Consider the following 23,509-nt stretch of genomic DNA (forward strand, 5'->3'; position numbering starts at 1 on the left):
CCGTGTCCCCACGGGAGCACGGCTACGCGCTCGTCGGGCTGGACCCCGTGCCGGGGGTGGTCGCGGCGGCCTTCCGCGACCACCCGCGGCCGGAGGTCCTGAGGCTGCGGATGTCCTGGACGGCCGACGACGACTGGCTGTTCCGGCCCGTGCTCCCGTACGCGTCCCCGCCCGGGGACGGCGGCACGGACCGGGGGCTCGCGGCGGGGCTCTCGGCCCTGCTGCGGCGGGCCCTGTGCGGGCCCTGGCTGGACGTCCACGCGGACCGGCTGATCGAGCTGCACCGGGTGCGGACCGTCGCGCCCGCCGGGGAGACGGTCCCGGTGCGGCTGCCCGGACCGGTGCCCGGGGCCTGCGAGTTCGCCCTCGTGGCGGTGGCCGGACGGACCGGGGGCGGGACGGGCCGGTCCCGCCTGTACGGCGCCGGCCCGCAGGTGCCCCTGCTGGAGGCCGAGCTCGGGCCGGGGCAGGGGCTGCTGTTCGACCGGCGGGTGATCGCCTACGACGGTCACGAGCTGCGGGCCGGCCCGGACGGCCCGGCCGTGCAGGACCTGCTGGTGGCCCACGTCTTCGCCCCGTCCGGCCCGCAGCCGGCCCTGCGCCGGCGGCCGATGCTGGTCCGCGGCCCGGCCGGCACCCTGATCACCACCCGCCCGGCCCTGCGCTGACACCGCCCGAGGGGGTGGTGGGGAGCTCCCTCCCCACCACCCCCTCCGTTGCGCCCTTCCGCGGCGCGCACACGGGAAAGGGGCCCCGCCGGCCGAGCCGGCGGGGCCCCTTCGCGCGGGGTGCTACTTCCCGGCCGCGCGCAGGAGGGCGTCCAGGCGGGCCAGGTCCGCGTCGCACAGGCGGGCGGCCTCCAGGTCGTCGGGGGCGGCCGCGCAGGCCTGGAAGCGGTCCACGACCAGCAGGCCCTGGGTCTCGATCTCGTCGGACGGCATCACGTACGACCTCCCTCTCAGACCGCGTTGCAGGCGCGGAAGACGTGGACCAGCGCGGGCAGGCTCGCGCCGTGCTGGAAGGCGATGTACTCCGGCAGTACGGCGGAGGGCGCCCACTTCTGCTTGTACTCCAGCTGCGTGCGCGCCGGGTAGATGTGCGCGCCGTGCTCCCAGAGGTGCTCCATGAACCAGTGGAAGCCCAGGCTGTGGCCCGGGAACTGCGGGGCCGTCAGGGAGGTGAAGGGGGTGAAGCCGAAGTGCAGCCAGCGGGTGCCCTCGGCCGTGAACACGTCGATGGCGGCCTTGTTGAGGGCTTCCATCACCCCCGGCGGGGAGTCGGGCCGCCGGCGGCTCAGGTCGTGCATCCAGCCCGGCTGCGGCCCGTACACGGGGGCGTAGGAGACGTAGCCGATCAGTTCGCCGTCGCGGACGGCGGCGAAGAGGCGGCGCAGGTGCTGGTAGCGGCCGCCGGTCTGGCCTACCAGGAACTCCAGGGGTTTGACGCCCTCGCCCTTGGTGGAGAGCCAGGCGGTGTCGAGTTCCGCGATCGCGGCCGCGTGGTCTTCGTACGCGACCTCCTTGATCTCCAGGCCGCTGCGCAGGGCGCGGGAGATCTTGTTGCGCAGCTGCATGAACTTCGTGCCGGCCAGGGTGAAGGTCTCCAGGTCGACGGCGTAGGAGGCGCCCATCTGGTTCACGGTGAAGCCCTGGTCGACGTAGATGTCGGCGTCCGCGCCCTGGAGCTGTACGGACACGATCTCGCGGCCCTGTCCGGCGGCGAAGTCCCGGAACGCGGCGAGGAGGCGGGCGCGGGGGCCGTCCGGGCCGGCGGGGGTGAAGGGGGCGAAGGGGCCGCCGAACTGGACGAGGTAGCGGCCGACGGGCCGGTAGACGATCACTCCGGGCCCGTCCGGGAGCCGGAAATAACTGTTCCCGTCGCTGAAGGCGAAATACGCGCTCGGATTTCCGGCGTCCGCGTACTGCCGGATGGCGTCGAGCGCGACGTCCGTCTCCAGAATCGTTCCGGTCATGTGAAATCCATTCTCGGGGCAGCACTGCGGCACTACGGCTACTTATGGCACGGGGCGCCGGGCACCACAAGGCCGGTCCCGCCCCAGGTCAGCCCTCCGTCAGGGCCAAGTCAGTTGAAAACGCTGGTCAGATGGGCGTCAGGCCTCAGTCAGACAGGGAATGGAAGACTCTCATTCGCACATTCGAGTTTCCGATCGCAGGGAATACCCGGCGGTTCGGACGGGAAATCCGAGAGAGCCCGAGGAGAACACGGCGATGCGTTCCCTGACGACAGCGCGCGGGATCTGCGAGCAATTCCACGCAGGTCTTCTCGACGCACTCGAAGAGCTGCCGCTCAGCGCCCGGGAGGGCGCGGACAGCCCGGTGCTGGAGCTGTACCGCAAGCACGGCGGTCCCGGGCTGCTCGTGCCGGCCGCCTACGGCGGTGCGGCCGCCGGTCCGCTGGAGGCGGTGCGGGTGCAGCGGGCGATCGCCTCGCTCTCGCCCTCCCTGGGCGTGGCCACGACCATGCACCACTTCACCGTGGCGATGCTGTTCCGGCTGGCGCAGGCCACGGGCCGGCTGACCCCGGCCCAGCTGAAGCTGATGTCCGCGGTGGCCTCGGACGGGCTGCTGCTGGCGTCCGGCTGGGCGGAGGGGCGCACCGACCAGAACATCCTGGCGCCGTCGGTGGTCGCCGAACGCACCCCGGGCGGCTACCGGGTCAACGGGGCGAAGAAGCCGTGCAGCCTCTCCGGTTCGATGGACGTGCTGACGGCCAGCGTGCAGGTGACGGAGGAGGACGGGCGCTCCGCGCTGGCGCTGATGCTGATCCCCGCCTCCTCCCCCGGGGTCACGACCCGGCCGTTCTGGGCCACCCCGGTGCTGGCCGCCTCGCAGAGCCACGAGGTCCGGCTCACCGACGTGGAGGTCCCGGAGGACCTCGTCATCCACAGCACCCCCGAGGACGCCGACCGGCTCGACGACCTCCAGACCGCCGGGTTCACCTGGTTCGAACTCCTCGCCACCTCCTCGTACGTCGGCGCCGCGTCCGCCCTGGTCGCGCAGGTGCTGGCCGGCGGGCGGGGCAGCGCCCCGGAGCGGGCGCAGCTGGCGGTGCGGATGGACGCGGCGGTCTCCCTCGTGGAGGGGGCGGCGCGCTCGCTGGAGGACGGCACGGGTGGCGACGAGGCGGTGGCGGCGGTGCTCACCGCCCGCTACGCCACGCAGGACCTGCTCTCCCAGACCGTCGACCAGGCCGTGGAGATGCTGGGCGGGATGGCCTACATCCGTTCGGGTGAGGTGGCCTACCTGGCTTCCGCGGGGCGCGCCCTGGCCTTCCACCCGCCGTCGCGCGCCAGCGTGGCCGCGGAGCTGGCCGAGTACTTCGCCGGCGGCCCGCTGCGCCTGTCCTGACCCGCCGCCGGCGCCCCGTAGCCCCGGCCCACCCGGCCCGCCCCCCGGCCCGCCCGGCCGCCCGCCCGCAGTGAGGACCCTTCATGGACATCAAGAACCCGGTGGAATCGCCGGTCACCTTCAACCTGCACCGCCTGGAGTACCTGGTCGCGTTCGCCGTGACGATCGGGTTCATCCTGTGGCACTTCATGGACATCAACTGGTTCGCGGCGATCGGCCTGTTCCTCTACATCGACCTCATCGGCTACATCCCGGGCGCGATCGCCTACCGGCGCAGCCCGGACCAGCGGATCCACAAGGCGTACTACGTCCTGTACAACTCGATGCACAGCCTGCTGAGCGTGGCCGCCGTCGGCCTGCTGTGGATGTGGCTGATCGGGCCCGAGTGGGCGCTGCTGGCCCTGCCGTTCCACGTCTTCGGCGACCGCGGGGTCTTCGGCAACTTCCTCAAGCCGTTCGGGCTGCCCTTCGAGCCGGAGGACACCCCGCTGGTGCACCAGCTGACGGCCATGCTGAGGCGCCGTTCGGCCACCGACGGCCCGGTCCCGCTGCCGTACGACGAGCACCCGGCGACCATCGCCGCGACCGCCGCCGCCCCGGCCGTCGGGGTGAACCGGTGAGCCGCTATCCCGCCTGGCTGACGGACCGTTCGCCCTCGGCGTCCGCCGAGGGGTACGAGGACCCCGACGCGGCCCGCCTGGCCCTGCGGCGGCTGGCGTCGAGCGTGACGGTGCTGACGGTCAGCCGTGACGGGGTGCGGCACGGCACCACCGCCAGCGCCGTGGTCACCCTGTCCCGCGACCCGCTGGTCCTGGGCGCGTGCCTGCGGCCCACCTCGACGTTCGCGGCGATGGTCCGCCGGGCCGGCCGCTTCTCGGTGAACGTCCTCGGCTCGGCCCAGCAGGACGTGGCCCGCCGCTTCGCCAATCCGCAGCGCCCGCTCGGCGACGCCCAGTTCGAGGGGTTCGACTGGTCCACCGATCCGCTCACCGGGGCCCCGCTGATCGGCGGGAGCCTGGCCCACATGGCCTGCCGGGTGCTCGGCTGGCACCAGGTCGGCGACCACGACATGCTCCTCGCCGAGGTCACGGGCGGCTCCCACACCGTCGACTCCCCGATGCTCAGCTTCGCCGGGCGCATGCACAGCGCCTGCGTCACCCCCGCCTCTTCCGTCTCCGTTCCCGCTTCCCCCCGTGAGGTTGTGTGATGACCACCCTTCCGCAGATCCCCGTCGAGGCCGACTGGGACCGCGCGCCCAACCTGCTCGACGGCGCCCAGGAGATGACCCTGACGGCCGAGGAGTGCGACCTGGGGTACTGGCTGTCGGCCGTGGCGCAGGGGACCCTGCGCGGGCGGGCCGAAGCCGGGCACGACGCGGTCACCCCGGCGCACATGCGCGAGGAGGGACCGCTGCGCGAGGCGCTCGTGCTGGAGCTGGGCAACCGGTCGCTGGCCGAGTCCCGGGCCGTGAACGTGCTGTCCCACTACGTCATCGGCGCGCCCGGCGTCGTCGAGCAGGAGTTCTTCACCACGCAGGTGGTCGACGAGGCCCGGCACGCGATGATCTTCCGCAAGCACCTGGTCGACCTCGGGGTGCCGGAGGCCGGGCTGCTGGAGTTCATCCGGGAGCAGGGCACCGACTACACCCGGCGGGTGCTGAACCCGATCGCCGAGTTCGCCACGACCGTCGTGCGCGACGAGGGCGACTTCATCGGCGCGGTCGCGGTGTTCACCATCGTCATCGAGGGCGTGCTCGCCCCGGCGGCCGAGCTGAGCGAGCGCAAGTGGACGCTGCTGGACCCGGCGGCCGCCGAGATCGCCCGCGGGGCCTCCATCGACGAGATCCGCCACCTGACGGTCGGCAGCTCCATCGTCCGCGAGCACCTCGCGCGCAATCCCTCGTACCGGCCGCGGCTGATCGAGCTGATCCGGCGCGGCCGGCAGCTGTGGGACGAGCTGCCGTCGGAGGAGTTCGTGCTGGAGCGCGAGGAGCTGTTCCAGCAGGGCATGTTCGCCCACGCCGAGCTGCTGAAGGACTACGAGGTGTTCCCCGGCTGCAAGCTGCTGGAGACCACCCCGAAGGAGCGCTACGACCTCGCCGAACGGTGGACCGACGACATGGCGGAGGTCCGGCTGCCGTACATGGGCATCCCGGAGGCCGTCGACCTGATCCGCACCCACCCGAGGTAGTCGCGGTGACCTCCACGATTCCCGCGAGAACCGCGGAGCGCCCGGACACCGCCGCCGGTCCCGGGCTGCGGCGGACCCTGACCACCCCCCGGATCGTCTTCCTGGTGGTCGCCGCGGCGGCCCCCATGTCCGGGGTGGTGGGCTCGGTGCCCCTCGCCTACGCCCTCGGCAACGGGGCGGGGGTGCCCGCCACGTTCGCCCTCGCCGGGCTGATCCTGCTGTGCTTCTCCGTCGGGTACGCGGCGATGAGCCGGCACGTGGTGGGCGCGGGCGGCTTCTACACGTACATCGGCCAGGGTCTGGGCAGGCCCCTGGCCGTCGCGGGCGGGCTGACGGCCGTCGTCGCCTACACGGCGGCCGTCGCGGGGGTGGCCGGGGCCTTCGGGTACTTCGCCGAACTCGTCGCCACCGCCCACCGCCTGCCGGTGCCCTGGCCGGTGTGGACGGGCGCGGCGCTGGCCCTGACGGCCGTGATGGGCTACCGGCGGATCGACCTCAGCGCCCGCCTGCTGGCGGTGCTGATGGTCACCGAGGTGGCGGTACTGGGGCTGCTCGCGCTGGCCATCGGCGTACGGCACGGCGCGGACACCCTGCCCGCCACCACCTTCGCCCCGGGCACGGTCTTCACCCCGGGGCTCGGGGTGGCGCTGATGTTCGCCCTGATCTCGTACGTGGGCTTCGAGGCGGCCGCGCTGTACGGCGAGGAGAGCCGCGACCCCAAGCGGAGCGTGCCCGTGGCGACGTACGCGTCCGTCGTGCTCATCACGGTGTTCTTCGCGCTGATCAGCTGGGCGGCCGTCGGGGCGATCGGCGCGGACCGGGTGGCCGGCACCGCCGGGAAGCAGCTCGGGGACCTGTTCTTCCGGCTGTCCGACGACTACCTGGGCGGCTTCGCGACGGGCGTGATGCAGGTCCTGCTCTGCACCAGCCTGTTCGGCGCGCTGCTCGGGCTGCACACCGCCGCCAACCGGTACCTGTTCGTCCTGGGCCGCGAGCGGGTGCTGCCGGCCTCCCTGGCCCGGGTGCATCCGCGGCACGCCTCCCCGTACCGGGCGAGCGTGGTGCTGTCGGTGGCCACGGCCGCCGTGTGCGGCCTGTTCGCGCTCGCGGGCGCGCACCCGTACACCACCCTGGCGACGACCATGCTGGCCCTGGGGACCGTGGGGATCGTCGCCCTCCAGGCGGCGGTGGCGGTGGCGGTGCTGGTGTTCTTCCGGCGGCACCCCGAGGCCCACTGGTGGCGGACCCGGCTGGCCCCGGTGCTGGCCCTGGCCGGGCTGGGGGGAGCGCTGTGGCTGCTGCTGGACAACTTCGCGCTGGTCACCGGGACCGACTCCATGTGGGTCAACCGGATCCCCTGGCTGATGGCCGCCGCCGCGCTCGGCGGGCTCGGCTACGGCTGGTGGCTGCGGGCCCGCGCGCCCGAGCGGTACCGGGCGATCGCCACCGCCGCCCATGACGTACCGCGACCGCAGGACATCCCGTAACGAGACCGAGGAGCCGTCATGCACGACCCGCACAGTCTGCTCCAGGAGGAGGCGGAGGCCGATCTGGCCCGCCGCGGCTACCTCCTGGACCGGGACGCCCTGCGCACCCTGACCGAACGGCGCGCCCGGCTGATCGCCGAGCGGGACAAGCTGCGGGCCGAGCAGAACCGCTCGGCGAAGGTCGGCGGCCCGCCGGACGCGGCCGCCCGGGCCCGGCTCCAGGAGGCACGGGAACGGCTGCGGTCGGTGTCGGAGGAGCTCAAGGCCGTGGAGGGCGGGCTCGGGGCGCTGCTGCCCACCGTCCCCAACCGGCCGTACGCCGACGTGCCGGACGGGACCGAGCAGGACCCGCCGGTGGTGCGGCGGGTCTGGGGGGAGGTGCCGGGCTTCGAGTTCGAGCCGCGCGACCACGTGGACGTCGGCACCCGGCTGGGGATCCTGGACCCGGTGCGCGCCGCCAAGCTGTCGGGCTCGCGCTTCGCGGTGACCCGGGGGGCGGGGGCCCGGCTGGAACGGGCGCTGGCCGCGTTCCTGCTGGACCTGCACACCACCGAGCACGGCTACACCGAGCACGGGGTGCCGCACCTGGTCAGCCGGGAGACGATGACCGGGACCGGGCAGCTGCCGAAGTTCGAGGACGACCTGTTCCTGACGAACGCCGCCGACCGCGACCTGCTGCTGATCCCGACGGCGGAGGTCCCCCTGGTCAACCTCTACCGGGGCGAGACCCTTCAGGAGGACCAGCTCCCCCTCGCCCTCACCGCGTTCACGCCCTGCTACCGGGCGGAGGCCGGCTCGTACGGGCGGGACACCCGCGGGCTGGTGCGGCTGCACCAGTTCGAGAAGGTGGAGCTGGTGCGGATCTGCCACCCCGACCGGTCCGCCGAGGAGCTGGAGCTGCTGACCGGGCACGCCGAGACGGCCCTGCGGCGGCTGGGCCTGGCGCACCGGGTGGTGGAACTGCGCGCCGGGGACCTCGGGTTCGCGGCCCGGCGCACCTATGACATCGAGGTGTGGCTGCCGGGCCAGGGGACCTACCGGGAGATCTCCTCCTGCTCGGACTGCGGCGACTTCCAGGGCCGCCGGGCCGGCATCCGGGTGCGCGGCCGGGACGGGCGCAAGGCCTTCGCGGCCACCCTGAACGGTTCGGCGCTGCCGGTGGGCCGCACCCTGGTGGCGGTCCTGGAGCAGTACCAGCGTGCGGACGGCTCGGTGACCGTGCCGCCCGCGCTGGTCCCGTACACCGGCTTCTCGGCGATCGCCCCGGACGGCTCGCCGGTGGTCAGCGCCGCCTGATCCCCTCGGCCGGGCTCCCCGCCGGGGAGCCGGCCGGGGAGCCGGCCGGGGGCAGCGCCCGCGACCGCGCCGGTGACCGTACGAGGTCGTCGGCGCGGTCCGGCCAGGTCAGGACCGTCACCGGGGGCAGCTCCCGGGACACGAACGCGGTCATCGCCCACGGGCAGTCCTGCCGGGTGGGCTGGAGCGCGGTGTGCCCGTGCCAGGGCAGGGGGCCGTGCCCGGTGATCCCGCGCAGGGTGACCGAGCCGTCCGGCCCGAAGGCCAGGTCCACCTCCCGGGCGCCGTCGGCCAGTCCGCGCCCGGTGGCCTTGACGGCGGCCTCCAGCAGGGTCCATGCGTGGAAGAAGGTGCCGGCGCCGACCCCGTCCGGCACCCCCGGGTAGACGAAGGCGAGCACGTCGAGGCTGCTGGTGGCCGGGCGGACCAGCTCCACGTCCACCCCGATGGGCCCGGTCTCGGTGGCTCCGAGCAGCAGCAGCCCGTCGGAGCGGGACCAGCTGACGTGCGTGCCGGGCTGGTCGGGCAGGTAGGGCTTGCCGGCCGGGTCGTAGGCGATGCGCAGGTCGTGCGCGGCGATCCCGAGCCGTTCGGCGAGCAGCCGGCGGACGGTGAGGCGGGCCCGGAAGAAGCGGTGGGCCGCCCGGGCGTGGACGAACTCGGCGCCGCGCCGCAGCTCTTCCTCGGTCAGGCCCTCGGGGTAGTGCGCACTGATGTCCTGGGGGGCGACCTGGTCGAGGTCGACCAGCCATGCGTCCATGGTGCTCCTTTCTCTGGCACGGCCCTCCCCGGTCCCGGTCGTGCGGCCTGCGCCTACAGGCCGAAGACGCGGGTGCGGGAGCGTGCGGGGTCGCCCGGGCGGAGGTGGAGGCGGCCGGCCGCGGGGAGCATGACGGCCGCGGCGACCGTGCGTTCGGTACGGATGTCCCCGCGTCCGGGGACGCGCAGCGGCGGCCGGGACAGCAGGTCCAGGTGGTCCTCGGGGGTCGCGGTGGCGGGGAGGGCGGCCAGGCCTTCGGTGGCCGCGCGCAGGCGCCGCAGCGAGGAGTTGCGGGCGAAGACGTTGAGTTCGTCGGCGGGGGCGAAGTCCGGGTGGAGGTAGTGGTTGGTGTGGGCGAGCGCGCCGGGGGCGGCGGCCTCGGTGACGCGCAGGTCCCCGTCGAGGTGTTCCACGTACAGGGCCCGCTCGGGGTCGCAGAGCATGAGGGAGCGGGAGCTGGCCAGGGGGAGGTCCGCGAGGAGTTTGAGGGCCTGGCCGGTGTCGGCGGCCGTGTCGAGGAGGTGGCGGATGGCCAGGTACGGGGGGACGCCGGGGCCCCAGGTGCCGCCGAGGACCAGGTTCAGTCCGACGGCGAGGCCGTCGCTGTTGAGGCCGAGGTAGCCCAGCAGGCCGGCGAAGCTGAGGACCAGGGAGCGGCGGGCGGTGCCGGCGCGGGCGATCTCCAGGACGCTGATGTGGGTGTCGAGGTCCCCGTTGAGGTCGACGGTCTGGGCGAGGACGGGCGGGCCGGCGCCGGGGCCGGTGCGGGCGTACGTGGTGCAGTCGCCGCCGGTGCGGATCTTGGAGTAGCCGAGGATCTCGCGGCGCAGCTGGAGCAGCCAGGCCTCGTCCTCGGAGGTGCCGGCGCCGTCGGCGAGGCCGGCCACCTCCTCGGCGAGGTCGGGCAGGCAGTCGGTGACGGCCCGCCGGTGGGCGGTGACGGCCGGGAGGAGGGTGCGGAGGGTCAGGGGCTCGGGGACGAGGTGGTTGAGGCGGGCCAGGCCGTCGTCGAGGAAGGCGCGCAGGGGCGCGGCGAGGGCCGCGCCGTGGGCGCGGCCGATCTCGTACGGGGTGCCGCAGGCCCGTATGTGGCTGATGCCGGGGCCTGCGGCGGCGGGGTCGTTCATGCCGGGACGGCCTTCTTGGGGCCGCGCGCGAGGTGCGCCCGGACGGCGGGCCATTCGGCGCGCAGGATGCTGTAGAAGACGGCGTCGCGGCGGCGGCCGCCGGGCATGTAGTTGAAGCTGCGCAGGACGCCTTCCTCGGTGGCGCCGATGTTGACGAGGCCGCGGCGGGCCTGGACGTTGAGGACGTCGGTCTTGAACTCGGCGCGTTCGGCGCCGAGGACCTCGAAGGCGTGCTCCAGCAGGAGGGCCTTGGCCCAGTGGTTGACGCCGCGGCCGCGGAAGTCGCGGCCGAGCCAGGACCAGCCGAGTTCCAGGCGGCGGTCGGCCTCGGCCATGTTGCCGAAGCTCATGCTGCCGGCGGTGCGGCCGGACTCCTTGTCGGTGATGGTGAAGACGGTGCGGCGGCCGGCGGCGTGGTCGGCGAGGCAGGCGTCGAAGAAGGCCTCGAAGTCGGCGTCGGTCTCGACGGCGGCGACGAAGTAGCGCCAGATGCCGGGGTCCATGGCCACGGCCCGGATGCCCTCGCGGTCGGCGCCGGTGATCGGGGTGAGGCGCACCCGGTCGTTCTCCAGGACGGCGGCGGCGTGCTCGGTCCAGCTCATGGTTCAGGCTCCGGTGGTGGTGACGGTGGCGGTGGCGGTGGCGTGGTGGTGGCGGGCGAGGGCGGCGGTGACGTCGCGGAGGGTCTTCATGTCGGCGAGGTCGTGCTCGGTGAAGTGGGCGAGGTCCACGCCGGTCTCCTCGCAGACCTCGGTGAGGAAGAGGACCTTGTTGAGGGAGGTCAGTCCGTAGGCGGCGACCATGTCGGCGTCCGGGTCGATCTCCTCGGCGGGGACCTCGGGCACCAGGACGAGGGCGAGCTGGTCGCGGGCGGCGTCCTCGAGGGCGGTGTCGGTGGTGTCGGTGGTGTCGGTGGTGTGGGTGGTGTCAGGCATGGATTCCGGCCTCCTGGGAGTGCAGCGGGGCGTGGTAGGCGGCCCGGATGTCGGGGCGCTTCGGCTTGTACTGGGAGGTCAGCAGGCCGCCCTCGATGCTGAACGGCGGGTCGGCGACGAGGACGCGGCTGATGCGCTCGTCGGGGGTGGTGGCCGCGTTGACGGCGGCCAGGCGGGCGGCGATGGCCCGGTGGTCGGCGGGGGCGGTGGCCGGGGAGACCACGGCGACGAGGTCGGTCTGGGTGGGGCTGAACAGCACGCACTCGGCGATGGCCGGGTCGGCGCGCATCAGTTCCTCGATGGGGCGGACGATGACCTTCTTGCCGTTGTCGAGGACGATGACGTCGTCGGCACGGCCGTGGACGAAGAGGTAGCCGTCCTCGTCGAGGTGGCCGAGGTCGCCGGTGCGGACGGTCCCGTCGGGTGAGAAGACCTTCTCGGAGTCGCCGGGGCGGGCGTAGGCGTAGTGGTTGTTGACGGGGTGGGTGCTGCGGACGCTGATGACCCCGTCCTCGCCGATGAGCACCTCCTTGCCGCGTACGGCCCGGCCGACGCTGCCCTCGCGGTGGGCGCCGGGGTGGTTCTTGGTGACGATGCAGGTCTCGTTGAGGCCGTAGCCCTCGTAGAGGGGCAGGCGGGCCTCGTCGTCGAAGAAGCGGAGCACGGTGGGCGAGGCGGGCGCGGAGCCGGTCCACAGGTAGCGGATCCGGTCGCCGAACAGGGCGCGGGCGGCGTGTGCCGGGTCCTGGCCGGGGGTGCGGCGCAGGCGGGCGGTGATCTGGCGGCGGGCGGACTCGTAGAAGGCGGGGACGCCCATGACGACGGTGGGGCGGACGCGGCGCAAGGTGGCGAAGGCGGCCTCGTAGGTGGTGATGGTGACGTCGTGGCCGTGGAGGAGGGCGGAGTAGACCCAGTAGCGCTGCTGGAGGAGGGAGAGGGGCAGGAAGACGAAGAGGTGGTCGTCGGGGGTGTGTTCGAAGATCTCCTGGACGGCGGTGAGGGAGCTGTCGATGCTGCCGGCGGTGGCGCCGAGGCCCTTGGGGATGCCGGTGCTGCCGGAGGTGAACTTGATGGTGGTGACGTCTTCGGTGGTCCAGGTCACGGGTGGGAGCGGCGGCGCCTCCGCGTCGGAGTCCGGGTCGGTCAGCGCCAGGATCCCTTCCATGGGCAGGACCCCGGGGGTCGCGCCGGTGTCCTGGTCGGTGTAGAGGAGGTGCAGGTCGTAGCGGTCGGCGAGGTCGGCGGAGGGGGTGAACTTGCCGGGTTCCAGGCCGGCGGTCTGCGCGCCGAGCCGCAGGGCGGCCAGGTCGAGGAGGACCCATTCCAGGCTGTTGGCGGCGAGGATGCCGATGCGGTGGGCGGGGCCCGTGCCGTGGGTGCTCCGCAGGTGGTGCGCGAGGCGGGCTGCGCGGGCGTGGAGCTCGCGCAGGGGCATGGTGCGGGTGCCGTCCAGTCTGGCGACGTGGATGTGGCCGGTCGCCGGGGGCGGGCCGTCGACGATCCGGCGGATCGTCTCCGGCACCGCCGGAGGTGCGGTCGTCGGTCGGGTGCCGGTGGGGTGTGGCTGAGCGCGCAGTTCCCCGCGCCCCTGAGGGGCCGACGCCGTCGGTCGGGTGCCGGTCGGCTGTGGCTGGGCGCGCAGTTCCCCGCGCCCCTCGGGGGCCGACGCCGGCGGTCGGGTGACCGATGGGTGGGGGCCCTCGGGGGGCTTCGGCTGGGTGGGGGGCATCAGGAACCCTTCGGCATCAGGGCTGCCGCCATCGCGCGGACCGTGGGGAGTTCTGCGAACTGGTCGAGGGTGAGGGTGGTGCCGAAGCGCTTGCGGGTGGCCGTGAGGATGCGGGCCGCCGCGATGGAGTCGCCGCCGAGGGAGGTCAGGGTGTCCAGGGCGCCGACGTCCGGGCGGCGCAGGACCGTGGACCAGATGTCGCAGAGGATCTTCTCCGCCTGGGTGGCCGGGGCGCTGCCGCCCGGGGCGGGGCCGGTGGTGGGCGCCTGGGCGGCGAGTTCGGCCAGCCGGGCGCGGTCCACCTTGCCGTTGCGGGTCAGGGGGAGCTCTTCGTGCCAGAGCACGGCCGCCGGGAGCATGTAATCGGGGAGGTCGGCGCGCAGGGCCTGGCGGATCTCGGCCAGGTGGGGCCGGTGGCCGCCGGAGGGGACGAGGTGGGCGACGAGGCGGTTGCCCTGGGGGGCGACGACGGCCCGGCCGATCTCCGCGAGGGCCGCGAGGCGGGTCTCGACCTCGCCGGCCTCGATCCGGTACCCGTTGATCTTGATCTGGAAGTCGCTGCGGCCGAGGATCTGGAGGCTGCCGTCGGGCAGGTAGCGGCCCAAGTCGCCGGTGCGGTACAGGCGTTCGCCGCGCACGGGGTCCTCGTAGAAGCGTTCGGCGGTGCGCTCCGGGTCGCCCCAGTAGCCGCGGGCCAGGCCCGTGCCGGCGGCGGTGATCTCGCCGGTGACCCAGTCGGGGGCGTCGAGGCCGTGGCAGTCGAGGACGTAGGCGCGGTTGTTGGAGTTGGGGCGGCCGTAGGGGATGGAGGAGGAACCGTCCTCGTCCTCGCCCACCGGGTGCAGGACGTTCCAGACGGTGGTCTCGGTGGGGCCGCCGAGGGAGACCACCTCCAGGCCCGGCATCAGCTCGCGCAGCTGGGAGGGGAGGGCGGGCGGGATGCGGTCGCCGCTCATCAGGACCAGCCGCAGGCCGGGCGGTACGTCGCCGTCGGAGCGGGCCTGGCCGTGCAGCAGGCCGACGATGGCGGGGACGGAGTTCCACACCGTGACCCCGTACAGCCAGCACAGTTCGAGCCAGTGGGCGGGGTCGGTGGCCTTGTCGCGGTCGGGCATGACGAGGGCGGCGCCGGCCGAGAGGGCGCCGAAGACGTCCCAGACGGACAGGTCGAAGTGGAAGGCGCTGACGGCCATGAACCGGTCCTCGGCGGTGATCCCGAAGCGGCCCTGGCAGTCGGCGACGAGGTTGGCGACGCTGCGGTGGCTGACCATGACGCCCTTGGGGGCGCCGGTGGTGCCGGAGGTGTAGAGCACGTAGGCGAGGTCGTCGGGGTGGGAGCCGGGGAGCCGGTCGGGGAGTTCGGCGCGGCCGGAGCAGGGGCGGGTGAGGTCGAAGGCGGCGACGGTGTCGTCGGAGGGCCGGCCGGAGTTGGTGAGCACGCAGCGCACCTTGCCGTCGGTGAGCATGTACTCCTGCCGGGCGGCGGGCAGGGCGGCGTCCACGGGCAGGTAGGCGGCTCCGGCGAGGACGGTGGCGAGGATGCCGACGATCTGTTCGGGGCCCCGGTGGCAGACGAGGCCGACGAGTTCGCCGCGGCCGACGCCCTGGGCGCGCAGCCAGGTCGCGGCGGTGGCGGCCCGGTGCAGGAGTTCGCCGTAGCTGACGGTGCGGTCGGAGGTGAGGATCGCGGGCGCGGCGGGGGTGCGGGCCGCACGGGCCACGATGGCGTCGCCGAGCATTTCGTCGGGCAGGGCGACGGCGGTGTCGTTGGCGGCGGCGCGGCGCTCGCGCTGGGCGGGCGGCAGCAGGTCGAAGGAGTGGCGCTGCCAGGAGCTCTCGTCGACGAGGGTTTCCAGGAGGGTGCGGTAGCCGTGTGCGAGGTCGTCGAGAAGGCCCTCGCAGAAGAGTTCGTCGATGCCGTCGAGCTGGACGACGAGGGCGCCGTGCTGCTCCATGGCGAAGGCGTTGAGCCAGACCTGGGGGGTCTGGCTGACGGTGTAGACCTCCTTGCCGAAGAGTTCCAGGGCGGAGCCGTCTACCTCGCTGCTGACGTGTCCGATGGCGCTGTTGAAGGTGTACGGCATGCGGGCACCGGTGATCCCGCCGCGGCGGACGGCGAGTTCGCGCAGGAACTCGACGCCGGAGTAGTGCCGGTGGTCGATGTCGGTGTGCAGGCGGGCCTGGAGGAGCTGGGCGCGTTCGGCGAAGGTCAGGCGGCGGTCGACCTCGGCCTCGACGAGGAGGGTGTCGGAGAACTGGCCGATGGCCTCGAAGACCCGGGGGTGGACGGGCGGGCGGTGGGCGATGGTGGTGGTGAGGGTGAACCGCTCTCCCGCGCCCCAGGTGGCGAGGGTTTCGGCGTAGGCGGCGAGCAGCAGGGCGGAGGGGGTGAGGCCGGCGGTCGCGGCGCGGTCCTTGAGGGCGGTCCAGGCGGTGCGCTCCAGGGTGACGCGGCGCGGGGTGAAGCGGGTCTCGGTGAGGGCGGCCGGGCTGGTGCGCAGGGGCAGGTCGGGGTGGGGGGCGAGGTCGTCGGCGCGGTCCAGCCAGTAGGCGCGGGAGCGGTGGGCGGGGGCCTTGTCGCGGGCGGCTTCGAGGGCGGTGAGGTAGTCCTCGTAGGGAAGTTCCTCGTGGAGGTCGGCGCCGGGGCTCTGGTAGGCGTGCCACCAGGCGCGGAAGAAGAGGAACATGCTGATGCCGTCCATGACGAGCCCGTCGTGGCCGACGTGGAGGAGCATCCGGTCGTCGTCGAGGATGGTGGCGTCGACGGTGATCAGGGGGGCCTGGTCGGCGGGCAGGACCTGGTGGGAGCGCATCTCGCGGAGCTGGGCGCGGATGGCGTCCTGCTGGCGGGGGGTGTGGGAGCGCAGGTCGAGGACGCCGATGCGGGGGGCGTGGTCGCCGTACTCGGTGGCCTGGCGTTCGTCGGACAGGAAGCGGGAGCGCAGGCCGCTGTGGGCGGCGATCACGGTGTCGAGGGAGGACTGGAGCCGGTCGATGTCCCAGTCGCCCTCGATCTCGTGGAAGACGTGGCTGGAGACGTCGCCGACCTCGAACACCCCGCTGCGGCCGAGGTAGTAGCTGCGCTGGAGGGGGGTGAGGGGGAAGCCGGGGCCGTGGTCGGCCTCGCGCTCCAGGTGGGCGACGAGGGCGGGCTTGGCGGCTCTGACGCGGGCGATGAACTCGGGGTCCATCCGCTCGCGGTTGCCCGTCAGGCGCAGGTCGCCGTCGGCGAGGGTGACGGTCAGCCCGCGCTCGGCCATCTCGCGCAGGATGTGGCGGTGCTGGTTCATCGGGCCTCCCCCGAGGTCAGGGCGGCGACGGCGGCGGGCTCGGCGCGCTCGGCGATGACGGCGGCGAGTTCCGCGAGGGTGCCGCCGTGCAGGAGTTCGTCCATGGACAGGTCGACGTCGAGGGCGTCGAGGATCTGGTACTGGACGGTGACGGCCTGGAGGGAGCCGGCCGCGAGCTGGGTGAGGGTGCGGTGGGCGATCGGCTCGTCGGCGCCGAGCCGCAGGGCGGTGCGGGCGACCTGGGTGAGCCAGGGGGTGAGGACGGGCTCGGCCGCGTCGGCGCCCTGCGCCCGCTGCGCGGCCGGGGAGGGCTGGAAGAACACGGCGTCGGAGAGGTCGACGGCGGCGCCGGGGGTGAGGAGTTCGACGGTACGGGGCCACGTGCGCGGGGTTTCGAGGTCCAGGGCGGCGGCCAGCCGGGCGGCGAAGCGGGGCATGAGGGGGGCGGCGGCGTGCGCGAGGAGGCGGGCGGCGGCCAGTTCGAGGGCGACGGCGGTGCGGTTCTCGTCCTCCCAGCCGGGGGTGTCGGTGAGGAGGCCTTCGGCGCGGGTGAAGCGGACGGTGTCGCGGACGATGCCGTCGAGTTCGGCGGCGGCCTGGGTGAGGGAGAAGGAGTCGTTGCCGAGCGCGCCGGTGACGGCGTCGCGGCGGGTGCCGAGGCGGGCGAGGAAGGCGGTGTGCTCGGGGGTCCAGTTCCCGGCGTCGGGGGCGCGGCCGCCGTGGTGTTTGGCGACGCGGGCGCCGAGGTCGTTGAGCCACTGCTGCCAGGTGCCGATGAGGGTGTCGGCGAGGGTGGCCTCGTAGGCGGCGCGCCGGAAGTCGGTGCGCAGGCCCTCGGGGCGGGTGGCGGCGAGGAAGTAGCGGACGGCGTCGACGGTATCGGGGCTGAGGACCTCCTTGCCCCAGATCGCGTGCCGGCGGCTGGTGGAGAACTTCTCTCCCTCCAGCAGGTAGAACTCGTTGACGTGGTAGTCGATGTCGGGGGTCCAGCCAGGGTGGGCGAGCTGGTAGAGGACCGGGTAGAGCACGGAGTGGTAGAAGCTGTTGTCGTAGCCGAAGAAGTGGACGATCTTCCAGTCGGCGGAGGGCTCGGCGGCCCGCCAGGGGCGGCCGAGGCGGGCGCCCAGTGACTGGATGCCGTGCAGGAACCCGTAGCTCATCTCGGGCCAGACCCAGATGACCTGCCCGTCGGTGTCGTCCTCGCGGGGTTCGACGCCCCAGTCGGAGGGGTGGGTGAGGGGGAGGTCGAGGGCGGGCCGGCGGAAGAGCCGGTCGGCGAGTTCGCGCAGCCGGGCGGGGACGCGGCCGCGCCGGTGGTGGGCGCGGACGTCGCCGGCGTAGGCGTGCAGGGGCAGGGTCCAGCGGGCGGCGGGGGCGGGGCGGGGTGCGCTGCCGGTGGCGGTGGAGCGGGGGTCGGCGAGGTCGGCGACGGTGTTGGGTTCGCCGCACTCCTCGCAGAGGTTGCCGCAGGTGGCGGCGCCACAGCCGGGGCAGCCGCCGGTGACGTCGGCCTCGTAGAGGTAGGCGCCGGTGCGGGCGTCGTAGAGGGCTTCGTGCGCGGTGACGGCGATCTCGCCGGAGGCGACGAGCCGGCTGAAGAAGTCCTTGAGCCCGTCGCGGTAGCCGGGGTCCTGGTCGGTGACGGTGTACTGGTCGAGGGGTATGTCCATCAGCCGCAGGGTTTCGGCGATCTCGGCGCTGTAGTGGGCGGCGGTCTCGGCGGGGGTGCGGCCTCCCTGGCGGGCGGCGCCGAGGACGTAGCTCTGGTAGTCGTCGCTGCCGGTGAGGTGGTAGGCCTCGGTGCCGTTCATGCGCTGGAAGCGGGTGAAGGCGTCGGCGCCGAGGTAGGGACCGGCGAGGTGGCCCAGGTGCAGGTCGCCGTTGGGGGTGGGCGGGGTGGAGAAGACGAAGACGGGGCGGTCGCCGAAGCCGGTGCGCACGGGTGCGGAGGCGGCGTGGGCGGCCCGCTGGGCGTCGCGCCAGTACTGGGTGAAGAAGACCAGGTCGGTGCCCGCGTCCGTGGGGTTCTCCGGGCCGGTGTTCCGCAGGACGTGGGACTCGAAGGGCTCGAAGAGGACGACGGTGCCGGGGACGGCCTCGTGGCGTTCGCCGTCGATGAGGAACTCGCCGCGGCCGGAGACGATGACGAACAGTTCGGTCTCGTCGTGGTGGTGGTCGTCGGTGGCCCGGCCGGGGGCGACCCGGCCCCAGCCGGCACCGGTCCCGAAGCCCTCCACACCGCTCATGTCGATGCCGAACGCCTGCTCCAGCACGTCGTCGTCATAACGCGCGATGATCATGTCGTGGCCTTTCGCGGGGACGGGAGGGACGGGATCAGGTCGGCGGCGCGGGCGGCGAGCGCCGGGGCCAGGCGGTAGCCGGAGCCGCCCGCTGCGCCCGCGAAGACCAGCCGGCCGTAGGGGTCGAGGGCGGTGACCAGGGGCCTGCCGTCGGGTCCGTAGGCGTCGCAGAACACCCGGCCCGACCGGCAGTGGGCGGCCAGGGCGGGGGCGTAGCGGGTGAGCAGGGCGCGGCCCTCGCGCAGGTGGGCGGTGGTGAGGGCCGGGTCGACGGTGGCGGGGTCGGCGTCCCATTCGGGGCAGGTGTAGCTGAACAGCCAGTGGCCGCGGTGGTGGACGGGCAGCAGGAAGGCGTCCTCCTCGTGCAGGACGACGGCCCGGTCCCCGGGGGCGGGTGGGGTCTCCACGTGCAGGGCGACGACCTTCTTGACCCGGGCCCGCAGCGGGGCGACGAGCTCGCGCCAGGCGGGCTCGGCCAGCCAGGGGCCGGGGGCGAGGACGACGTGCCCGGCGGTGAGGGTGGCGCCGCCGCTCAGGGTGAGGCGGGCGCCGCCGGGTCCGGCGGCGACGGTCAGGGCGGCGACGCCCTCGCGGAAGGAGACGGCGGGGCGCAGGTCGGCGGCGAGGAGCTGGGTGAGGGTGTGGACGTCGGCGTACTGGCAGCCGTCGCCCTCCCAGGCCCCGAAGTCCTTGGGCAGGGCGGGGACGCAGGAAGGCAGGTCGCCGGTCCAGCGGAGCTTGGCCTCGGGGAGGTAGGTCTCGCGCAGGGCCTCCTCGGCGGACTCGGGCGCGAGGACGGTCATGCCGAGGGGGTGGATGGGCAGGTCGGGGCGGGCGGTGTGGAGGTCGGCGTAGAAGCGCTCGCTCTCGGCGGCCAGGGCGCGGACGGTCTCGTCGGCCCCGCGCGGGAAGTGCAGTCCGGCGGAGCGGCGGGTGGCGCCGGAGCCGATCATGTCCCGGTCGAGGACGGTGACGGTGGCGGAGGGGTCGCGGGAGAGCACCTCGCGGGCGACGAGCACGCCGAGGATGCCCGCGCCGACCACGGCGACGTCGGTACGGGCCCCGGCCGGCCCGCCCGCGTGGCGGGCGGTGGAGCGGTAGGCGGGGGCGGCGGTGGGGTCGGCCGGCGCGGCGGCCACAGGCCCGGACGGGGTGGCGGCCGGGGTGGCAGCCGCGGGTGCGGGCGCCGGGGCCGGGGCGGGACCTGCGGCCGGGTGGGCCTCGGGGTCGGTGGTCAGGGGGCGGCAGGTTCCGGTGCGGTCCGTGGTCATCAGGCGGTCCACCGTTCGTCCTGGGAGGTCTTGGAGGACCACTCGATGAAGGAGGCGAGCTGCTCGTCCCCGCGTACGCCGCACAGCCGGTCGGCGATGCGCCGGCTGCGCCAGGCGTTGAGGCTGAGGTTGGGGTCGGCGAGGCCGCGCTGGCCGCGGACCCCGTTCTGGACGAAGATCCGGCGGTCGGCGGGCCCGTCCCAGCGGACGGCGTAGTCCTCGTCGACGCGCAGTTCCTCGCCCTCCCGCTCCAGGCGCCCGGCGAGCGGGGCGAGGAAGTCGGTGGCGGCGGGCCGGTAGCCGGTGGCCCAGACGACGACGTCGGTCTCGAACTTCTCGACGGATTCCGTCTCCTGGGTGTGCCGGGCGCGGACCTCCCAGCCGCCGAAGGGGCCGGGCCGGACGTCGAAGACCTCGCGGCCCGGGTGGAGTGCGACCAGGTCCTCGTTGCCGTCCACGAACCGGTGCATGTAGATGCCCTGGTAGATCTCGCGCAGCGTGGACTCGGAGATGCCGTCGCTGCTGAGGACGTTGCGGGAGTTCAGCGAGTGGCGGCGCTCGCGCGGCAGTCCGTAGAAGTAGTCGGCGTGGCTGGGCATGTAGTAGTCGTTGGTGAAGGGCGAGTCGTCGATCGGCAGGTAGTTCGCGCGCCGCGAGATCCACGAGACCCGGCGGGGCAGCTCCCAGCCGCCCCGGGAGATCAGGTCGAGGAAGGCCTCGGCACCGGACTGGCCGCCGCCGATGACCACGACCCGCTTGCCTCCGACGTCCTGCGCGTTGGCCATGTAGTCGCTGACGTGGAACTGGGTGGGGCCGAGCTGGTGCTCCCCGAGCGGAGGCACCCAGGGGCGGCTGCCGACGCCGACGACGACGTTCTCGGCGGTGACCGTGCGGCGCGCGGTGCGGACCGTGAACGCCCCGAGCCCGTCGTCGAAGTCGACCTCCTCCACTCCCTCGCCGAAGACGACGTTCTCGTTGTTGCGGCTGGCCCAGGCCAGGTAGTTGCGGAACTCCAGCCGGGGCACGTCGTCGAACCGGGCGTTGAGGAAGTGGTAGACCCGGCCCTTGGCGTGCAGGTAGGAGAGGAAGGAGAAGGGGTTCGCGGGGTCGGCCAGGCTGACCAGGTCCTTGAACTGGGAGACCTGGAGGCTGGTGCCGGGGATCTGCTGGCCGTCGTGCCAGCCGAAGGACTCCTTGCGGTCGAGGAAGAGATTGGGTACGTCCGGCCTGCTGTGCAGCAGGGACGCCAGGCTGAGGTTGGCCGGGCCCACGCCGACTCCCACGCAGCGGAAGTGCGTGATGCCCGGCCGGAAGCTCTCGTGCCCCATGGTTCGGAACCTCTCGTTCGTTGTGCGGTGGCTGAGGTGAGGGGGAAGTGGGGTGAGGGAGGGGTGGGGTGGGTCGTCAGACGGTCACGCCGGTGCTCCCGTGGGAGCGGGGGCGGTCTCCTCGTAGCGGCCGGCGAGTCCGTGGGCGCCGAGGAACGACAGCCACCGCGAGGCCTCGCCGGGGGTCTCGGCGGCCCGGTTCAGCCCGGCGGGCAGGGCGCCGGACAGGATCCGCGTGACCCCGTAGGCGACGGGGAGGGAGACGCAGCGGGCCATGGCGGACTCGTCCGGTCCGCCGGTGAGGTCCAGCAGCCGGGAGCCGCGCCAGCGCTCGCCCGACCTGGTGCGCAGCTCCAGGGAGACGGACAGCACGACGCGGTCGCGGTCGGCGGGGCCGGCGCGGTGGCGGGCGGCGAGCTCGTACGCCAGGGCGCGGACGGCGTCGGGGTCGCCGGCGGAGACGGTGTCGAAGACCTCCTTCCAGGCGGTGCGCCAGCCGGAGTTGCGCAGGGTGCCGCGGACGAAGGTGTCGAGGTGCCAGTAGTACGGGATGCCGTACTGGGCGACGAAGGGGAGGCTGTCGCGGTTGGGGTAGGCCTCGAACTCCTCGCCCGCCAGGGTCAGCGGGGCCGTCGCCTCCCAGGGGCGGGGGGCGGTGACCTCGGCGCGGGCTTCGATGTAGCGGGCCGGGGCGGCGAGGGCGGCGAGGACCCCGTGCGGGGCCCAGCTGAAGCGGTAGCGGAACGGTCCGGGGACCGCCGGGAGGCCTCCGCAGTACGAGGTGAACACGGCGGTCGCCGGGGAGGGGCCGAACGCCTCGCGGGCCCGGGCGACGAGGTCGTGGGCCATGAGGTGGTCGATGCCGGGGTCGAGTCCGGCCTCGGTGAGGACGACGGTACGGGCCCGGGCGGCCGCCCGCTGCGCCTGTTCGGCCAGCTCCGGGGAGGTGTAGCTGGTGCAGGCGAAGTGGGCGCCGCGGTCGGCGGCCACGCCGAGCAGCGGGGCGTGCTCGGCAGCCGGGAGCATGGAGACGAGGACGTCGCCCGCGCCCGTCTCCGCCGCCAGGGCGGCGGGGGTGAGCGCGCGGACCTCGGCGCGGCCCGCCAGGCCGAGGGCGGCCAGGCGGGCCGCGGCGCGCTCGGCGGTGCGGTCCCACAGGACCACCCGCCGGGCGCGCTCGCAGACGAGGGAGAGGCCGGAACGGCCGGTGGACAGGCCGGTGCCTATCCAGTGGACGGTGCCGGACGCGGGGGCCGCGGCGGGGGCGGCGGGGGCGGATAAGTCAGATGACAAGGGGTGCCTCCTGGGTTTCGACGGCCGTCCGGTAGCGGTGCAGGGCGCGGGCCCACACGCCGTCCCACTCGGGCAGGCGCAGCAGGTGCGGGGCGAGTTCGGCGGAGAAGGCGGTGGCGGCCTCGACGGGGAGGAGCGAGGGGAGGTTGTCGATGGCGATCAGGTCGAGGGGGCGGTCGCCGTCGCGCAGGGTGCGGACGGGGGCGTCCCAGGTGGTGGTTTCGTCGTAGACGGGCAGGACGTTGCAGTCGGAGGTGACGTCGCAGGTGACGTCGCAGACCAGGGAGAGGCGGCGGGCGCTTTCGTCCAGGTCGGCCTTGGTCAGGAAGGGCGGGACGGGGGTGGTGGTCAGGACGGTGTTGACGAGCAGGTCGTGGCCGAGGAGGGCGGCCCGGTCGAGGGCGCGGGTCTCGGGCAGGTCCCAGCGGGTGGGTTCCAGGCCGGCCTGGACGAGGGCGTCGCAGGCGCCGCGGCCGCAGCGGCCGAGGGCGCCGATGACGAGGGCGGTGGTGGTGTCGCCGGCCGTGGCGGTGGAGGCCAGGAGGGCGTCGAGGGCGGGGCGGTCGGTGGGGACCAGCGGGGTGGTGAGGGCGCGGCGGTGGTGCAGGACGGCGAGGGCGGCGCCGACGTAGCCGGCCCAGTAGCCGAAGGCGGCGACGCGGCGGCCGGAGTCGTCGGTGAGGTATTCCATGTCGAGGAGGGCGCCGCCGCCGGCGGTGAAGCGGGCCAGCAGCTCACGGGCGCCGGCCTGGCCCTTGTAGGCGTGGCCGAAGTAGATGTGCCGGTGGCGCAGGGCGGGGGCGCCGGGGCCGGCGGGGAGTTCCTTCAGGCCGAGGATGTACGCGTCGTCGGGGGCCTGCTCGTGCCAGGAGCCGGCGGGGGCGGTGGCGCAGCCGGCGGCCGTGTAGGCGGCGAGGGGGAAGGCGCGCTGCGCCGACTCCTCGACGGTGATGCGGATCCCGGCCTCGACGAGGCGGGCGGCGTCCTGCGGGGTGAGGGGGGCGCGGCGTTCCGTACGGCGGGCCTCGTGCCGCATCCAGAGGTGAGTGCTGTCTGACATGTTTCGGTTTGTCCTGTCTGGAGGCATGGGGGTGGGTGACCCCCGGCCTGATCGCGGTGGCGGGGGCTGCGTCCT

At 74.0% G+C, this 23,509-nt stretch carries 20 protein-coding genes; 7 read left to right on the forward strand and 13 right to left on the reverse strand.

Features of this window, described 5'->3' with window-relative positions:
• Nucleotides 1–2: 2 nt before the first annotated feature.
• Entirely contained in the window at nt 3–668 is a 666-nt protein-coding gene (locus B4U46_RS35020; RefSeq protein ID WP_079432290.1) for a hypothetical protein, read from the forward strand.
• A 123-nt stretch (nt 669–791) separates the two neighbouring features.
• Here B4U46_RS35020 and B4U46_RS38175 read toward each other — a convergent pair whose 3' ends face one another.
• Together B4U46_RS38175 and B4U46_RS35025 are read right to left on the reverse strand one after the other, a co-directional pair.
• A complete protein-coding gene (locus B4U46_RS38175) occupies nt 792–941 on the reverse strand; it encodes a hypothetical protein (protein ID WP_167747666.1) in 150 nt (49 codons plus the stop codon).
• Nucleotides 942–958: 17 nt separating this feature from the next.
• A complete protein-coding gene (locus B4U46_RS35025; RefSeq protein WP_079432291.1) occupies nt 959–1,972 on the reverse strand; it encodes a bifunctional lysylphosphatidylglycerol flippase/synthetase MprF in 1,014 nt (337 codons plus the stop codon).
• 256 nt (nt 1,973–2,228) lie between these two features.
• On the opposite strand from B4U46_RS35025, the gene B4U46_RS35030 reads away from it, so the two are divergent.
• From B4U46_RS35030 to serS, 6 genes are all read left to right on the forward strand, one after another.
• Nucleotides 2,229–3,368: an acyl-CoA dehydrogenase family protein gene (locus tag B4U46_RS35030; protein WP_079432292.1), complete on the forward strand. Its 1,140-nt coding sequence runs from the start codon at nt 2,229–2,231 to the stop codon at nt 3,366–3,368.
• An 83-nt stretch (nt 3,369–3,451) separates the two neighbouring features.
• Nucleotides 3,452–3,988 carry a hypothetical protein gene (locus B4U46_RS35035; RefSeq protein WP_079432293.1) on the forward strand — a complete coding sequence of 179 codons (537 nt, stop codon included), beginning with the start codon at nt 3,452–3,454 and terminating at the stop codon, nt 3,986–3,988.
• A 17-nt stretch (nt 3,989–4,005) separates the two neighbouring features.
• On the forward strand, nt 4,006–4,575 hold the full coding sequence (locus tag B4U46_RS35040) for a flavin reductase family protein (RefSeq protein WP_079432402.1): 570 nt from the start codon (nt 4,006–4,008) through the stop codon (nt 4,573–4,575).
• Nucleotides 4,575–5,558 (forward strand): VlmB-like protein, encoded by a 984-nt coding sequence (locus tag B4U46_RS35045; RefSeq protein WP_079432294.1) that lies wholly within the window; start codon nt 4,575–4,577, stop codon nt 5,556–5,558. The genes B4U46_RS35040 and B4U46_RS35045 overlap by 1 nt, the downstream gene beginning before the upstream one ends.
• A 5-nt stretch (nt 5,559–5,563) precedes the next feature.
• Nucleotides 5,564–7,045 carry an APC family permease gene (locus tag B4U46_RS35050; RefSeq protein ID WP_237293435.1) on the forward strand — a complete coding sequence of 494 codons (1,482 nt, stop codon included), beginning with the start codon at nt 5,564–5,566 and terminating at the stop codon, nt 7,043–7,045.
• An 18-nt stretch (nt 7,046–7,063) separates the two neighbouring features.
• Entirely contained in the window at nt 7,064–8,341 is a 1,278-nt protein-coding gene (serS, locus tag B4U46_RS35055; protein WP_079432295.1) for a serine--tRNA ligase, read from the forward strand.
• On the opposite strand, the gene B4U46_RS35060 is transcribed toward serS, so the two are convergent.
• The 11 genes from B4U46_RS35060 to B4U46_RS35110 all read right to left on the reverse strand — a co-directional run bounded on the left by B4U46_RS35060 (nt 8,328) and on the right by B4U46_RS35110 (nt 23,434).
• The gene (locus tag B4U46_RS35060) at nt 8,328–9,101 is read right to left on the reverse strand and encodes a 4'-phosphopantetheinyl transferase family protein (RefSeq protein WP_079432296.1); all 774 of its coding nucleotides are present in this window, start codon (nt 9,099–9,101) and stop codon (nt 8,328–8,330) included. The two genes, serS and B4U46_RS35060, sit on opposite strands and share 14 nt — an antisense overlap.
• A gap of 53 nt (nt 9,102–9,154) precedes the next feature.
• Entirely contained in the window at nt 9,155–10,228 is a 1,074-nt protein-coding gene (locus B4U46_RS35065; protein ID WP_079432297.1) for a C45 family autoproteolytic acyltransferase/hydolase, read from the reverse strand.
• Nucleotides 10,225–10,830 carry a GNAT family N-acetyltransferase gene (locus tag B4U46_RS35070; RefSeq protein WP_079432298.1) on the reverse strand — a complete coding sequence of 202 codons (606 nt, stop codon included), beginning with the start codon at nt 10,828–10,830 and terminating at the stop codon, nt 10,225–10,227. The genes B4U46_RS35065 and B4U46_RS35070 overlap by 4 nt, the downstream gene beginning before the upstream one ends.
• Before the next feature lie 3 nt (nt 10,831–10,833).
• Nucleotides 10,834–11,163, reverse strand: coding sequence for an acyl carrier protein (locus B4U46_RS35075; RefSeq protein ID WP_079432299.1), 330 nt, complete (start codon nt 11,161–11,163; stop codon nt 10,834–10,836).
• Nucleotides 11,156–12,685: an AMP-binding protein gene (locus tag B4U46_RS35080; RefSeq protein ID WP_079432300.1), complete on the reverse strand. Its 1,530-nt coding sequence runs from the start codon at nt 12,683–12,685 to the stop codon at nt 11,156–11,158. The genes B4U46_RS35075 and B4U46_RS35080 overlap by 8 nt, the downstream gene beginning before the upstream one ends.
• Before the next feature lie 206 nt (nt 12,686–12,891).
• A complete protein-coding gene (locus tag B4U46_RS35085; protein WP_079432301.1) occupies nt 12,892–16,182 on the reverse strand; it encodes a non-ribosomal peptide synthetase in 3,291 nt (1,096 codons plus the stop codon).
• Nucleotides 16,179–18,482, reverse strand: a complete 2,304-nt coding sequence (locus tag B4U46_RS35090) for a class I tRNA ligase family protein (protein WP_079432302.1) — start codon at nt 18,480–18,482, stop codon at nt 16,179–16,181. The genes B4U46_RS35085 and B4U46_RS35090 overlap by 4 nt, the downstream gene beginning before the upstream one ends.
• Nucleotides 18,479–19,753 carry an NAD(P)/FAD-dependent oxidoreductase gene (locus tag B4U46_RS35095; protein WP_185117378.1) on the reverse strand — a complete coding sequence of 425 codons (1,275 nt, stop codon included), beginning with the start codon at nt 19,751–19,753 and terminating at the stop codon, nt 18,479–18,481. Before B4U46_RS35095 ends, B4U46_RS35090 begins: the two co-directional genes overlap by 4 nt.
• On the reverse strand, nt 19,753–21,081 hold the full coding sequence (locus tag B4U46_RS35100; protein WP_079432303.1) for a lysine N(6)-hydroxylase/L-ornithine N(5)-oxygenase family protein: 1,329 nt from the start codon (nt 21,079–21,081) through the stop codon (nt 19,753–19,755). The genes B4U46_RS35095 and B4U46_RS35100 overlap by 1 nt, the downstream gene beginning before the upstream one ends.
• Before the next feature lie 84 nt (nt 21,082–21,165).
• Complete coding sequence (locus B4U46_RS35105; protein ID WP_079432304.1) at nt 21,166–22,374, reverse strand: saccharopine dehydrogenase C-terminal domain-containing protein; 1,209 nt, start codon at nt 22,372–22,374, stop codon at nt 21,166–21,168.
• Nucleotides 22,364–23,434, reverse strand: coding sequence for a saccharopine dehydrogenase (locus B4U46_RS35110; RefSeq protein ID WP_079432305.1), 1,071 nt, complete (start codon nt 23,432–23,434; stop codon nt 22,364–22,366). Before B4U46_RS35110 ends, B4U46_RS35105 begins: the two co-directional genes overlap by 11 nt.
• Between the last annotated feature and the right edge of the window lie 75 nt (nt 23,435–23,509).

Origin of the sequence: Streptomyces katrae, from assembly GCF_002028425.1 — a bacterium.
GTDB classification, from domain to species: Bacteria; Actinomycetota; Actinomycetes; order Streptomycetales; family Streptomycetaceae; genus Streptomyces; species Streptomyces katrae_A.

Coding starts and splice junctions, on each gene's coding strand:
- B4U46_RS35090 (WP_079432302.1), bottom strand. CDS start 18,482: ATGATCATCGCGCGTTATGACGACGACGTGCTGGAGCAGGCGTTCGGC.
- B4U46_RS35095 (WP_185117378.1), bottom strand. CDS start 19,753: ATGACCACGGACCGCACCGGAACCTGCCGCCCCCTGACCACCGACCCC.
- B4U46_RS35065 (WP_079432297.1), bottom strand. CDS start 10,228: ATGAACGACCCCGCCGCCGCAGGCCCCGGCATCAGCCACATACGGGCC.
- B4U46_RS35060 (WP_079432296.1), bottom strand. CDS start 9,101: ATGGACGCATGGCTGGTCGACCTCGACCAGGTCGCCCCCCAGGACATC.
- B4U46_RS35070 (WP_079432298.1), bottom strand. CDS start 10,830: ATGAGCTGGACCGAGCACGCCGCCGCCGTCCTGGAGAACGACCGGGTG.
- B4U46_RS35025 (WP_079432291.1), bottom strand. CDS start 1,972: ATGACCGGAACGATTCTGGAGACGGACGTCGCGCTCGACGCCATCCGG.
- B4U46_RS35035 (WP_079432293.1), top strand. CDS start 3,452: ATGGACATCAAGAACCCGGTGGAATCGCCGGTCACCTTCAACCTGCAC.
- B4U46_RS38175 (WP_167747666.1), bottom strand. CDS start 941: ATGCCGTCCGACGAGATCGAGACCCAGGGCCTGCTGGTCGTGGACCGC.
- B4U46_RS35075 (WP_079432299.1), bottom strand. CDS start 11,163: ATGCCTGACACCACCCACACCACCGACACCACCGACACCACCGACACC.
- serS (WP_079432295.1), top strand. CDS start 7,064: ATGCACGACCCGCACAGTCTGCTCCAGGAGGAGGCGGAGGCCGATCTG.
- B4U46_RS35030 (WP_079432292.1), top strand. CDS start 2,229: ATGCGTTCCCTGACGACAGCGCGCGGGATCTGCGAGCAATTCCACGCA.
- B4U46_RS35045 (WP_079432294.1), top strand. CDS start 4,575: ATGACCACCCTTCCGCAGATCCCCGTCGAGGCCGACTGGGACCGCGCG.
- B4U46_RS35100 (WP_079432303.1), bottom strand. CDS start 21,081: ATGGGGCACGAGAGCTTCCGGCCGGGCATCACGCACTTCCGCTGCGTG.
- B4U46_RS35085 (WP_079432301.1), bottom strand. CDS start 16,182: ATGAACCAGCACCGCCACATCCTGCGCGAGATGGCCGAGCGCGGGCTG.
- B4U46_RS35110 (WP_079432305.1), bottom strand. CDS start 23,434: ATGTCAGACAGCACTCACCTCTGGATGCGGCACGAGGCCCGCCGTACG.